Raw genomic sequence first — 14248 nt, 5'->3', positions numbered from 1 at the left:
GATAATAAAGGAGCGAAATGTTCTTTTACAACATAGGGTTAAAAAACGGGGAATCTGGTAGATTTCTATGTATAGACAAAAGAATAAAAATAGAAACAGGTGATAGAAAATGAACAAGAAAGTAAAGGCAATAGATTTACTTGTTAAATTCGGAATACGAATTTGCCAAGTGGCATTAGTTGTGGGATTAATAGTCAGTAGTGTTGCGATGACAGCAAGTGCAACAAAATATGATTATGCCGTTCCGTACATTAATCAGCTCACTGACACCAAAATTGGAGAATCAGCTTGTGGCCCAACGTCAATTGCCATGATATTGAATTATTATTATCCCAAAAGCGACCCCAGTAGTTTAGTTGGACTGAAAGAAGTGTATGGCTCTGGTTTACAGGGATTCACATATTACGAAGAGCCAACTACTCACATAAAAGGACCTGCTATAGGCTTCAAGCTTGTTAGCTTTGCAAATAATAACCAAGGCTTGAAGGATGTCGAGGCAGATTATAGAAAATATTATGCCGAAAATTATATACCTGAGTCAGAACAGTTTTCTGGGATGCGTGGTTCAGAGTATGGATCCCGATATTTAAATCAAATATGGGGCGGAGAAAGTTCTGGTTTCTTTAAAGGTGAAGCTACAATGGCGGATATAATAAAAGAAATTAAGAAAAGGCCTTTGATATTGAGTGTCAGCCATGCATATACAACAGGGCATTTTATCGTTTTGAGAGGTTATGATGAAGGCGATAAGCCTGGTACTTCAGATGACAAATTCTATATCAACGACCCATATCCAAATTGGAGGGTTTGGGATCCAGATTTTCCTGACCCAAATAATGGTGAGGTATCATATGCCACACTTTATAGCTGGATTAATGGCAAAAGAAATATGATAACCTTTAACCCAGAGTTAAGCGATTTCCAAAGAAAATATACAGTTGTAGTTGATACCAATAAAGTTCAACTGGATGATATTGGTAAAATAAGTGAGACTACTAAAGAATATATCTGGAAAACATACTATGGCGCATTGGGAAACTGGAATTACACTATAGAATCTGGACATTGGGCGAAGTGGATACCATCCCTCATAACCGACGGTGACGGATACTATGACATCAATGCAGTTTTCTACGATAATAATGTAGGAGATGATGTAGAATATGTCATATACAATAAAGGCGATGTAGAGATAGGCAAGGTAACTGTAAAACAAGAAAATACGGGTAACTGGCGAACTGTGAATTTGGGAACATATTATCTCACAAAAGCTCAAGAGCCATATGTAAAAATAAATGATGTTCCTGTCGGATTCAATATCGATACAGTACGGTTTGAAAGGATACACGGCTTACAGGCCTCGTATTACAACGAACCAATCTATAGAAACAATCTTGAAACGGTCGCAAAACCCGATGCATTAAGAATCGATCCGAATCTGAACTTCGCCTGGCATATTAATCCCAGTCAACGACCTGTCGAAATCATCAACGATGGCTGGTGGAGCGGAGACTGGAAAGGCTATATAAAAATTGACGAACCGGGAACATATCGATTTAGGCTCACATCCGATGATGGTTCATGGCTATATATAGATGGAGCAATGCTTATCAATAATGGCGGAGATCACTCGCCGCGTGGACTAGAGCAGGATTTGGAACTTGAAAAAGGATACCATAGCATCCTGGTGAAGTATTTTGAAAGCTATGGCGGCGAAGCGGTTCTTAAACTGGAATGGAAAGCTCCGGGAAAAAGTGCTTTCGTACCAATTCCTTTGGATGCGCTGTATGTTTCTGTGCCAAAAGAGCAGCTTGCCATTCTTAAGGTTTCCAAAAAAGCGCCTGCGGCTATGTCCCCAGGAAGTGAAATGACTTATACGCTGTACTACCAAAATTTCGGCGGAGCCTACGATTCACAAGCAGTTCTGGAAGATAAGCTTCCGATCGAAGTGGATTTCGTTTCCGCATCTGGTGGTAAAGTACCCAATGCCGAAAAAGTTATTTCTTGGAACATAGACTCAGTCGCAGCTTTCCCTCAAGGGCTTGGTTCAAAAACTGTTACTGTCAGAATAAATCCTGACAAGGTGATGGCTGGAACCACCGTGATCGAAAATACTGCCACAATCAAATATGGAGATCAAAGTTTCGAGACCAAAGCCGTAACTCAAGTCGTGAAATCGAATCTTCCCGAAAGCGTCACCGTAGACAACACTAGAAACAATATTGGAGGCGAAACTTCAGTCTTCTGGCAAGATCCGATAACATTCAACTATTATAGTTCTTGCGCCGAAAGCGTGGCTATCAATATCCATATGAATGAAGGCGGGTCTGATATATCAGGCGCAATGACTGAGACCGAAGACAATAAGTGGAGCTATACTGTTCCGAAATTCGCGCCTAATCACGGAAGCGCAACTGTAACCTATACTGTCACAGGATGTGAAAAAGCATCGGTGAACTTCAATATCTACATCGATCCTGCCGGATTCGTCTATGATGCGGCCACAGGAGCTCGTATTTCCGGAGCCAGTGTCTGGTTACAGCAACCTGATGGATTTGGCGGTTGGAACAATGTTTCAATAGCAGAAATTCCGGCAAGAATGCAACCCAATGAGAATCCGCTAATAACTAATGCGGACGGTCAATACCAGTGGGATGTCTTGGAAGGAATCTACCGCATACATGTTGAAGCTGCAGGATATTATTCCGCAGACAGTATTGTAGTGAATATTCCTCCACCGGTATTTGATCTGAATGTAGGACTTGTGAGAATCGAAGTTCCTGATTCGATCGCACCAAATACTACGCTTGTACTTTCCGGAACCCTCGGCAATAACAGCTGGTTTACCTCTGATGTTCAAGTAAATTTCACAGCGACAGACAACGAAGGCGGTACAGGTGTTAATACCACTGAATACAGCTTTGACAATATAACATGGAATATCTTTACCACCGCATTTAATATGAGCAGTGAAGGTATAGCCATGATCTATTACAGATCCGTAGATAATGCAGGCAATACTGAGCCAATCAAAAACCAAACCGTCAAAATCGACAAAACTGCACCAGAAATAACCGTAGCTACACCGGTCAACGGAAGCTATGTCTTGAATCAATCAGTAATTGCCATTTGGGCAGCCAATGATCTGATATCAGGAATTGCATCAGCGACTGCGACAGTTCTAAATGGAACACCTATCGATACGGCAACGATCGGAACAAAAAACTTCAGTGTAAATGCCACAGACAATGCCGGAAATCAGGGAACGAAAAATCTGACATACAATGTTGTCTATAACTACAGCGGATTATTACCGCCTATTAATGCAAACGGAAGCAGTTTCAAACTCGGAAGCACGATACCGATAAAATTCCAATTGTGGAATGCAGGTGGAAATAATATTTCTACTGCTATTGCCAGAATTTATCTGACAAACATCACGAACGGAATCATTGGCACAGAAATAAACGGTACTTCCACCAGCAATTCGACGACAGGCAATCTGTTCAGGTATGACAGCATAGCAAACCAGTATATTTTCAATCTGGCAACTAAGCCCTTAACAATAGGAACCTGGCAGATAAGGATTGAACTGGATGACGGAACATCAAGGTACGCGACAATAGGATTAAAAAAATAGGAGGAAACAAAGAACAAAGAATGAATCGAATTAAATCAAGTTAAATTAAAATATTAAAAGCGACCGGAGTTTTCTTAAGACTTCGGATTTTTTTTGCTTGAAATACTAAAAAAAGCTATAATGAAAGCAGTTATAAAGCTGAAAGTTATTAAGTTAAAAACTATAATTTATGGCTGAAACAAAGAAAAAACTAGTTCTTGTGGACAGCAACGCCCTTATGCATCGCGCTTATCACGCAATTCCGCCCCTTACCGATAAAAAAGGCCAGGTGGTTAATGCTGTTTATGGCTTTACCGCGCTGCTGCTTAAAATTATGAAAGAGTTTTCTCCGGATTATATTGTTTGCACTTTTGATATGGCGGCGCCCACTTTTCGGCACAATGAATTTGAAGATTACAAAGCGCATCGAGCTAAAGCACCGGAAGAATTTTATACTCAAATTCCCGTGATCAAGGAAATTATTTCGGCTTTCGGCATTCCGGTTTATGAGAAGGAAGGGTTTGAGGCGGATGATATTATCGGCACGCTGGCAGTGGAAGCGCCAAAAATATTTTTGGATACGCCTTACGAAATTATTATATTGACCGGCGATCTTGATACGCTGCAGCTGGTAAACGATAATGTCGTGATTTATACTTTTAAAAAAGGCATCAGTGATACGGTGACCTATGATAAAAAGGCGATACAAAAAAGATACGGGCTTGAACCCAGCCAAATGGTGGATTATAAGGGTTTGCGGGGCGATCCTTCGGATAATATTCCTGGCGTGCCGGGAATTGGCGAAAAAACAGCCGGCGTCTTACTGAAAGAATTTGGCAGTATCGATGGAATTTATAAAAATTTGGAAGAAAAAAAAGATAAAGATGTGTTTGATATCAGGATCAAGCCCAAGCTTGCCGCGAAACTCGCGGAATTCAAAAAGCAAGCGTATTTCAGCAAACATCTAGGCACTATCCGGCTGGATGTGCCGTTGGATTTTAATTTGGAAGAAAGCCGGGTGCGCCCGGTCGATCGGCCGAAGATCGTAAAACTTTTTCAAGAATTGAACTTTTTCAGTTTGATAAATCGATTGAACGGCAATGGGCAAGTAACTGTTTTTGGGTCAGGTGAAACAGCGAGTGCAAGCGGAAATACCGCGCTGAATGAAGAAAAAGAAATGATTAATCCGCCGCTTAGTGGACAAAAAATAAATATTAAAGCGGTAGAAAATTCTATTGAGATGAAAACAGCTGAAGAAAAGATTAAAAAACAAAAAAAGTTTTCTTTCGCGATCGAGTATGAATTCAAAGAATATGAATATCGTTTAAAAACTTTGGGTTTGGCTTTGGGTGAGGAGGCTTGGGAGATCAAGACGGAAAATATCAAAGGAGATTTTTTAGCAGCATTAAAAAATATTTTTGAAGACATGGGAATTGTCAAAAGCGGTTATGATCTAAAAACGAGCATTAAAGTTTTCGCCGCTCTGGGCGTAAAAATGAATATCGCGCCGGAAGATTTTGATATAATGATCGGTGCCTATCTTCTTACTTCCGGCAAGCGGGATTATAGCGTGGAAAAAATGGCTTTTGAGCATCTTGGCAGGGAAAACTTGGCGGCCAATGGGGCTGAAAGCGTTGCTTCGCGTGCGGCTTTGATAGGGGAACTATCGGAAGTTTTGATCAAAGATCTGGAAAGAAAAAACTTGATCTCGCTGGCGCGCGAAATAGAGTTGCCGCTGGTGCCGGTTTTAAGCAAGATGGAAATGACCGGAGTCAAGCTCGATGTTGAGCGCCTTGAAAATTTGTCGTTTAAGATCGGCGAGAAGATCGATAAAATAAAAGAAACGATTTTTTCTTTGGCGGGAGAAACGTTTAATGTAAATTCTACCAGAGAACTTTCACGCATTATTTTTGAAAAACTCGGCATACCCGCGGAAGGCGTTAAAAGGACAAAAACAAATTATTCCACCGCTGCCGATACTTTGGATCTGATAAAACCGCTGCATCCGATCGTTGGTCCGATAATTCAATATCGGGAACTGGCCAAGATAAAATCAACTTATACCGACGCGCTTCCTAAACTTATTAATCCCAATACCGGTTCGGTTCATACCACTTTTAATCAGGCGCTGACTTCGACCGGGCGGCTTTCTTCCTCCGATCCTAATTTACAAAATATTCCGATCAAGACCGATATTGGCAACGAGATCAGGATGTCTTTTGTTGCCAGACATAAGAGTTGGCAGCTTATGAGTTTTGATTATTCTCAGATCGAACTAAGGATCATCGCTTCGATGGCGAATGACGAGAAAATGATCAATGTTTTTTTGGATGGCGGCGATATTCACACTCAGACTTCCGCTGAAGTTTATGAAATTCCTGTTGACCAAGTGACGGCAAAAATGCGAAGTGAAGCTAAAGCGCTTAATTTCGGCATAATTTACGGAATGAGCGCTCATGGATTTTCATTGGCGACAGGGCTTAGTATGGCGGAGGCCAAGCAATTCATTGAAAAATATTTGGCGAAATTCGCCGGCATTGACCGCTTTCGCGCCGAATTGATCGAAAAGGCCAAGCAAAAAGGCTATGCCGAAACTGTTTTTGGGCGGCGGCGCTGGCTTCCGGAGCTGCGTTCGCCCAACTTTCAAGTGCGTTCCGCGGCTGAGCGGATGGCGATCAATATGCCGATCCAGGGAACAGCCGCGGATATCATCAAGCTCGCGATGATCGCGGTTGATAAAAAATACGGAAGCGATCCGGATATCAATCTGGTGCTTCAGGTGCATGACGAATTGGTTTTTGAAGCGAAGAAAGAAAAGATCAATGTCTATGCCGAAGAGATTAAAAAAATAATGGAAAATATTTATATGCTGAAAGTGCCGATAAAAGTCAGCGCTTATCAGGGAGAGAACTGGGGAGAGACGGAAGAAATTTAAAATTAAAAATGAAAAGTTAAAAGTTATTTTATTAAGCTATTTCCGCGACAATTTTATTTTTAATTAAAAGACGCTCAGCAGATACATAGGAGTTATTCATTGATATTTAAATGCTTCGCTCAGATTTTGTCGTTTTCGGTCTTTAGCATATAATCTTGTTTTGCCAAAACTCCAAAATGTGCTTTTAATAAAAATAAAATTGTCGCGGAAGGCGGAGAATTTTTTGATTTATAAGCTAATTTATGAAAAATTTATTTAAAAAACATAAAATAAAAATTATTTTAGTGTTGGTGTTATTTTTAGTTTTCGCTTATCTCGGCAATAGCGGGTTTTTTAGCAAACATAATTATGAAATTACCAATGATAAAAAAGATACGGTAATTTCCAACCCCGAGCTCTCAGTTGTTATAAAAGACGAAGAGGTTAAAAAGGAAAACGCTGATGAGTTTAGCGATGAAGCGGTTACTCCTTACGGGCAAGAATCTTGCAAAGATAGTACAAGGAGATCCATCGCCGTAATGTTAGCCACTGATGCGATCACGCGTCCGCTTTCGGGGATCAGCGAAGCGGATATTGTTTTTGAAATGCCAGTGATCACCGATAGTATTACGCGCTTGATGGCGGTTTTCGGCTGTACGCTTCCGAAAGAGATCGGGAGTATCAGAAGCGCGCGCCATGATTTTATCGATCTGGCCAATAGTATTGATGCGATTTACGCGCATTGGGGCGGATCGCATTTTGCGCTGGATAATTTAAAAATAGGTACGATAGACGAACTCGATGCCCTAGTTAATCCTTACAGTGTTTTTTACCGTAAAAATAATTTGCCGGCTCCGCATAACGGTTTTACTAATGGCGAAAAACTGCTTGAATCTGCTAAAAAACTGGGTTACAGAGTAGAGAATAAATTCAAAGGGTTTTCCCGTGTGGAATGCGAAAAAGAAAGCAATCAATCTATTAAATGTAAAGATGCTGTTGATGGCACGTTGAAAATTGGCTATCCGGGAGAATTTCGGGTAGAGTATAAATATGATGCCGCGACAAATTCCTATCAAAGAAGCCGGGGAGGGAAAAAAGAGATCGACAGGAATAATAAAAAACAAGTGACAGCAAAAAACGTTATCGTAATGTTCGCAGTATCCAAACAAATCGAAGGCGATTACAACGATGTCGCCCTGGAAGGCAAAGGCAGGGCGGAATTTTATGTGAACGGCGGAAAAACTGAAGGCATTTGGCAGAAAAATCCATCTTCGGCAAAATTTTATTATTTGGATAATTTTGGCACGGAAATAAAATTCGCACTCGGGAATATTTGGGTGGAAATTATGCAGACGGATCAGAAGACGGAGTGGAAAGTAAACAATTAAAGGACAATCTTTTTATGAACAAAAAAATTCTAATTTTTGTGGCAGTATTTTTTATTGCAATTATCGCTGTTTTGATAATTCGACGCATTCCGTTTAAAACTTCGGATCAAATAAACAACACGCTAAGCAGCGAGTGGACTAACTCAAAGAACGATTTAGGCAAAGTCAAAGCCGCGGTTCTTTATGAAAACATAACCGATGGTCTTCCTGTTGGTTTAGAGAGAAATACGAATGAGGTTATTAAAATTTTAAAAGAAACTAATGCGGATATGATATTCCGCGGATTTTGGAGATGGTATCCGGCTTTTGATTCACCGCGAGATATATATCCGGAGCTTGCTGCATTTTATGCCGAGCAGGTAAAAATAAAGCCGAACGAACTCTCGTTTCTTGTTGAGAAAAGCGGATATAATTACATGGAACTTGAAAAAAGAATAGCTTTGATTAAAAAAGAAAATCCAGAAATCATATTCGTCGGCGCAATTCCCGCCCAACGTATTAATCGAATTGATAAGAATGATATTACCGGCAAAATTTATACAACCGAAGAAACATGGGCAATGGCTCTTGATCCTGGAAAATGGAATATACAAAAAAACGGCAAGTTATTTACAAAAGAAGAATTTCAGGCTCAATTTGCCGAGTGGCACGGTTGGGGAGGAGCAGGACAGTATGACCCGAATAAGGTTGAAGCGTATTTTCCCGATATTACGAATCAGGAATATCAGGAGATTCTTTTAAGCTGGGCTTACAGGCAAATTGACGCGGGAGCAAATGCTATCTGGATAGATGGACTGCCCCAAACCTTATTTTTTTATCCACTTACAAATGATAATAAACACCCGATGCTTAAAGATCTATATAATGCATCGGAAAAAATTATTGACGAGATACATAAATATGGCGAATCAAAAGGCAAATATATTTATGTCGGCTCATGGGGCATACCGCTTAAATTTATTGAAGGAATTAAAAATATTCCTCAAAATATTGATTTTATAACTATTACGCCTGTCGATAACGAAATTTTTGACAAAAAACTCAGTGAAATTTATGAAAAAATAACAAATACGCGAAATTTATACGGCAATACCCCAGTCTTTGCTTTTATTGACTGGAGTACAGATCAATCCCCGATGGTTAATTTTAGCCAGAAGTTGAATAAAAAACAGCAAAGCACTTTGTTGCAAGATCTTGATGAATCTTTTGCGGAAGTTGGTGTTAACTTTATTTATCCTGCGCATGGCGGTTATATGGGGCCGAGCGCGAAAATACTTGCTTTCGGCAAATACCGGAATTATGATTCTTTGGCGCCTGAATTCGATACTTATGATATGATCAAGGAGCTTGCAAAAAAGAAAAGCGGGAGGTAGTATTTATAAATAAAGATATGATCTATCTGATCCATGGCGTGGATTCATTCCGCGCTCACGAAAAATTAAAGGAATTGATCGCCGAATTTGGAGCGAAAGATAAAGGCCGGATGAATTTGGAGGTTTTTGATGTGGAAAATATGAACGCGAACAATATCAAGGCCGCGAGCCAGTCGCTGGGTTTTTTTTCTCCGGCCAGAATGATAATAATAAAAAACCTGTTCAGTGAAGGAGACATTAAAACAAAAGAAGAAATCCCGGATTATGTTATCGAGATGGATAAGAAAAATGGTTCGACAAGCTCACCACAGGGTTTTAAAGTGGATTTTGTATTTTTTGAAAGGCTGGAAATCGGCAAGAAAGGCGCGGCCGGCGGAAAAGAATGGAGCGCTTTGGCGAAAAAAGGCAATGTGTTTAATTTTGCGCCGATGGCGCCAGCTGAGATCAATAAATGGATTGGTGCTAAGATTGCGAAAGAAAAAATTAAAATAACGCCGCAAGCAGTAAATAAGTTAGCGCTTTTTGTCGGCGGCGATCTGTGGCGGCTCAATGCAGAAATTGAAAAATTAGTTTTATTGAAAATGGATTTTAGCAAGGAGAAAAAATATGAAGACTATGCAGAAATTAACGAACAAGATGTCGAGGATCTGGTAAAAAGCGATTTGCCCAGCAATATTTTTTCGACCATTGATGCTTTAGCGCGCCGCGATAAAAAAACAGCCTTGAAGCTTTTGGCCGGGCATTTGGAAAAAGGCGAAGCGCCGATCTATTTATTTACGATGTTTGTTTATCAATTCCGGAATCTTTTGAAAGTGAAAGACGCGATGACGCGGAAAAAAACCGCTAATTCCGGAGTGATAGCCGAGGAAACCAAACTGCACCCTTTTGTCGTAAGTAAAACGATTGCGCAGGCGAACGGATTCAGCTACGAATATTTGCGCAAATTATATAAAAGATTTTTTAAGTTTGATTTTTTGATCAAAAAAGGACGCCTCAACGCTGAGGCGGCCTTAGAATTGCTGATCATTGAAATCGGAAATTTATCTTAGGATTTTTTGGTTGGTTCTTTCATTCCTGCATTTGCAAGCTTGGCTAAGAGTGATTTCTTTCTGGAAGCGGTGTTTTTCGGGATAATATGATTTTTGGCGGCTTTATCAATAGCTTTAATGGCTAAGATCAAAGTTTTTTTGATCTCTTCGGCGTTTTTAGCGGCAACAATCTTGGTAAGTTTTTTTGCCAAAGCCCGGACATTTTCTTTCACTTTCGCGTTTCGCTCGCGTCTGGCAATGTTTTGCCTTAAAGCTTTTTTTGCTGATTTAATGATTGGCATGGGGTGTTAATTTTCAATTTCCAATTTTCAATTTTCAATCAATTTTCAATGATTCAATTTTAAAACCGGAAATTCGATATTTATTAAGTAAGCTGTTTATTTATAACGATAGAGAAAATGTACCATAAGTTGCGAAATTGGTCAAGAGGAGTTAGAATAGACGTAGAATGGATTTAAGATATATGAAGTATGATTTATGAATAATTAATTTTTTATTCTTAAATTTTAAATCGTAAATCAGCTCCATGATCTCTTATATAAAAGGTACAATCAAAGTCAAGGAAGAGAATTTTGTGATAGTGGTAGCCAATGATATCGGTTATAAAATTTTTACGATCGAGCGGGATGTGGCGAGCTTGAATATCGGCGATACGGTAGAATTTTTCACTTATCATTATGTTCGCGAAGATGACGCGCGGCTTTACGGTTTTATTAATCGCCAGGATCAGCAGATGTTCGAACTCCTATTTTCTGTTACTGGCATTGGCCCGAAATCAGCCATGGGAATTTTGAATATGGCGACAGTCGATTCGATCAAATCCGCTATCGCGAGGAGCGATATTTCGCTTTTAACAAAAGTTTCCGGCGTAGGCAAGAAAACCGCTGAAAGGGTGATCCTGGAACTATCTTCCAAAGTAAAAGTTTTTGGAGAAGCGACGCGCGAGACGGAAGGAATGTCCGATGCCCTGGAAGCTCTGATGAGTTTGGGCTATAGCCGCGCACAGGCTTTCGGGGCGTTGGAAAAAGTGCCGGATACAGTGATTGATCCGGCGGAAAAAGTTCGCCTGGCGCTCAAAAGTCTGGGGAAGAAAAAATGAAAATTATTATGCAAAATTCCATAAAATTTATCGGCCATTCGACCGTGCTGATCGATGTTTGCGGCGTTAAAATACTTACTGATCCGAATTTAGCAAGATTTGTGTTCGGAATGCCCCGGCTGAAAAGGCTGGATACAAACATTGATGACCTGAATCAAGCGGATATTATTTTGATCTCTCATTCGCACCGAGACCACCTCAACAACCCAACCCTTAAAAAAATCTCGAAAAAAATTCCCATAGCGATCCATAATGAGAGTAAAAATCATTTGGAAGAACATAAATTTAAAAAAATCATCGGTTTTGAATATTGGCAGGAGAGAGATCTTTTTGATAAAAAAATAAAATTAACTTTTGTGCCAGCAAAGCATAAGCGCACTTTGCTTTTGAATCCAAAAGGAAAAGCCGGAGGTTTTGTCATAGAAACAAGCGAAGCAAATATTTATTTTGCCGGCGATACGGCTTTTGATAAAGATATTTTTTCCCAAATTGCCGAAAAATTTAAAATTGGCATTCTTCTTATGCCAATTGGCGCGTATTATCCCCGATGGATTTTGAAAAATATTCATACTGATCCGGAAGAAGCGCTTCGCGCTATGGAAATCATCGGAGCGGAAAAAATGATCCCGATCCATTGGGGATCTTTTATGATGTCTTTGGATACGCCAAACGAGTCAGCGGAAGTTTTAAAAGAAAAAATCAAAGGAACTCCCTTTGAAAAAAAAGTATTGATCTTAAAAAATGGCGAAACGCATTATTTTTGATCTTTTATAAAATTTTTAAAAGTAATAACGATATGCCAACTCCATAGATCGCGCCAGCCAGTGCTTCGTTGGGATAATGGCCCAGAGTTTCATGAAGGCGGTGATATTGGGCTGATTTTTCCGGCGGAAGAATTTCTTTAATCAGGCGATTGACGGTTTTGGCTTGTTCCCCCAAGTAAAAGCGGAAGCGAATCGCGTCGTCTATTACGATAAACGCTACTGTAATGCTGATAGCAAAAGCCATAGAATGCAAGCCTTCATAATAAAAGGCGACAGTTGCCAAAGATGCAACTAGTGCGGTGTGCGCGGAAGGCATGCGTCCGTGCTTGAGAAAATAAGAAGGCTCAAATTTGCCAGTTTTTAGGCTCATTATGACAACCTTGATTATTTGCGCGCTGATGACCGCGAAAAGAGGAATGATGAAATATAGACCTAGCATATATTTGAAGCATTTAATGATTTAGAGTAAAATCAACTTAGTCAGTAAATGTATTTTAACATTTTTTTGGAAATATTGACATAGTGCGAATAAGTATGCCTGCTTGACATCGGGATTATCTTTTGTTAAACTTTAGATAATCTTATTTACTAATCAAAATATATGGAAAAATTAATTGCCTTAAAAGATTTGCGGCTTAATATGGGGAAATACTCGGCTGAAGTAAAAGCTGGAAAATCTTTTATCGTTTTGAAACAAAGCAAACCGATTTTTAGAATAAGTCCGATAGACGAAGACAATGAATGGGAGGAAGTTATTAATTTTACCAAAATAAAAAAAAAAGGCGTTGACATAGAGGCGCTTTTGGCCGCTTTATAATTTTATGGATAAAATTGTCAAGGCGCTCGAAAAATTATCGGTTAAAGATAGAGGTTTGATAAAGACTATTCTTTTAAAAATAAAGAGTGATTCTTTATCAGGGCTTGATTTAAAGAAATTGAAAAACTGCGATAATATTTTTCGCGTTAGAAAAGGAAAATTAAGAGTTATTTTCAAAAAACAAGATAATGGCCGTTGTTTTATTTTGGCCATCGAAAAAAGATCGGATAAAACTTATAATAATTATTAAATTTTAATTTTATGTCTCCGGAACAAAAACCTAAGCCAGCTAATTTAGCCACGTCAAGATTAATTTTAGCCGCGGTTATTTTAATTTCGTTTATTGTCGTGATTGGTGTGGCAGAGTATTTGGTGAGAAAACCATTATTACAAAATTTAGCTTCTTTTTTCTGTGGCACTTCTACCGTTTCCGATATAGATAATAATATTTATAATACGGTGCAGATTGGCGAGCAATGCTGGTTGAAAGAAAATCTAAAAGTTACGAAAAATCCGGCAGGAAAATCAATTACTCGTTATTGCTATAATAATGATCCTAAAATTTGCGAAACGGACGGCGGATTGTATGATTGGAATACGGCAATGAATAAATCCGTCACAGACGGTGCTCAAGGCATTTGTCCGAATGGCTGGCACGTGCCGAAAGATTCGGAATGGTATGTGTTAGAAAATGGATTAAAGGATAATGGCGAAACTTGCTTAAAAGACAGAAACGGTCCAGGTGGTTGTGCTACTGCTGGGATAAAGCTTGGACTAAGCGGTTCTAGTGGATTTGAAGGTATTGGCTGCGGTGAACGTTCATCCGCTGGGTTTTTCTATGGTCGAAACATGTCCAATAATTATTGGACTTCTGCCGATGAATACATCGACGATAGATCTAATGCATGGAGTCGATACATATTTTTAGGGGATGCTGGAGGGAATATTAGCCGTACTTTAATTAGCAAGGCAAATGGTTTTTCCCTTCGCTGTCTTAAAGATTAATTTAAAATAATTTTATGCTAAAACTTTTCGTAAAACTCGACGAAGATATGAAAACTTTGAAAGTTTCGGCTCAGAGAGGTAGGGAGACATTAAATACGACTAAGGATACTTATCAAAAAGACACGACTGAAGTAATAAAAGTCAAGCTTTTTTGTTAGCAGTTTGATAGTTTTCTATTGTTTTATTATCAAGTATGTGATACAATTCTGGCATAAATGAT

13 protein-coding genes are annotated in these 14248 nt (G+C 39.3%); 11 read left to right on the top strand and 2 right to left on the bottom strand.

Annotated features, from left to right (window positions below):
- Nucleotides 1-181 precede the first annotated feature (181 nt).
- The 5 genes from Q8N37_03285 to holA all read left to right on the top strand — a co-directional run bounded on the left by Q8N37_03285 (nt 182) and on the right by holA (nt 10343).
- Nucleotides 182-3640, top strand: a complete 3459-nt coding sequence (locus Q8N37_03285) for a PxKF domain-containing protein (GenBank protein MDP3057516.1) — start codon at nt 182-184, stop codon at nt 3638-3640.
- Between the two features lie 169 nt (nt 3641-3809).
- The gene (gene polA / locus Q8N37_03280) at nt 3810-6554 is read left to right on the top strand and encodes a DNA polymerase I (protein MDP3057515.1); all 2745 of its coding nucleotides are present in this window, start codon (nt 3810-3812) and stop codon (nt 6552-6554) included.
- 242 nt (nt 6555-6796) lie between these two features.
- Nucleotides 6797-7921: a DUF3048 domain-containing protein gene (locus Q8N37_03275; GenBank protein MDP3057514.1), complete on the top strand. Its 1125-nt coding sequence runs from the start codon at nt 6797-6799 to the stop codon at nt 7919-7921.
- Nucleotides 7922-7935: 14 nt separating this feature from the next.
- Nucleotides 7936-9294, top strand: coding sequence for a hypothetical protein (locus tag Q8N37_03270; protein MDP3057513.1), 1359 nt, complete (start codon nt 7936-7938; stop codon nt 9292-9294).
- 17 nt (nt 9295-9311) lie between these two features.
- A complete protein-coding gene (gene holA, locus Q8N37_03265; GenBank protein MDP3057512.1) occupies nt 9312-10343 on the top strand; it encodes a DNA polymerase III subunit delta in 1032 nt (343 codons plus the stop codon).
- Here holA and rpsT read toward each other — a convergent pair.
- Complete coding sequence (gene rpsT / locus Q8N37_03260) at nt 10340-10624, bottom strand: 30S ribosomal protein S20 (GenBank protein ID MDP3057511.1); 285 nt, start codon at nt 10622-10624, stop codon at nt 10340-10342. The two genes, holA and rpsT, sit on opposite strands and share 4 nt — an antisense overlap.
- Before the next feature lie 245 nt (nt 10625-10869).
- Between rpsT and ruvA the strand changes: the two genes are divergently transcribed.
- Entirely contained in the window at nt 10870-11442 is a 573-nt protein-coding gene (gene ruvA / locus Q8N37_03255; GenBank protein ID MDP3057510.1) for a Holliday junction branch migration protein RuvA, read from the top strand.
- Between the two features lie 8 nt (nt 11443-11450).
- Nucleotides 11451-12206: an MBL fold metallo-hydrolase gene (locus Q8N37_03250; GenBank protein ID MDP3057509.1), complete on the top strand. Its 756-nt coding sequence runs from the start codon at nt 11451-11453 to the stop codon at nt 12204-12206.
- 4 nt (nt 12207-12210) lie between these two features.
- Here Q8N37_03250 and Q8N37_03245 read toward each other — a convergent pair whose 3' ends face one another.
- Entirely contained in the window at nt 12211-12645 is a 435-nt protein-coding gene (locus Q8N37_03245; protein ID MDP3057508.1) for a divergent PAP2 family protein, read from the bottom strand.
- A gap of 162 nt (nt 12646-12807) precedes the next feature.
- Here Q8N37_03245 and Q8N37_03240 point away from each other — a divergent pair, with 162 nt between their 5' ends.
- From Q8N37_03240 to Q8N37_03225, 4 genes are read left to right on the top strand one after another with little or no spacing between them, the layout of a single operon-like run.
- Nucleotides 12808-13023: a hypothetical protein gene (locus Q8N37_03240; protein MDP3057507.1), complete on the top strand. Its 216-nt coding sequence runs from the start codon at nt 12808-12810 to the stop codon at nt 13021-13023.
- 4 nt (nt 13024-13027) lie between these two features.
- The gene (locus Q8N37_03235) at nt 13028-13273 is read left to right on the top strand and encodes a hypothetical protein (protein ID MDP3057506.1); all 246 of its coding nucleotides are present in this window, start codon (nt 13028-13030) and stop codon (nt 13271-13273) included.
- A gap of 11 nt (nt 13274-13284) precedes the next feature.
- Nucleotides 13285-14028, top strand: coding sequence for an FISUMP domain-containing protein (locus tag Q8N37_03230; GenBank protein ID MDP3057505.1), 744 nt, complete (start codon nt 13285-13287; stop codon nt 14026-14028).
- 14 nt (nt 14029-14042) lie between these two features.
- Nucleotides 14043-14186 (top strand): hypothetical protein, encoded by a 144-nt coding sequence (locus tag Q8N37_03225; GenBank protein ID MDP3057504.1) that lies wholly within the window; start codon nt 14043-14045, stop codon nt 14184-14186.
- Nucleotides 14187-14248: the final 62 nt, after the last annotated feature.

The sequence above is a fragment of the bacterium genome (assembly GCA_030693205.1).
GTDB lineage: Bacteria > Patescibacteriota > Minisyncoccia > JAHIHE01 > JAHIHE01 > JAHILZ01.
This window is presented reverse-complemented; position numbering and strand designations above follow the sequence as displayed.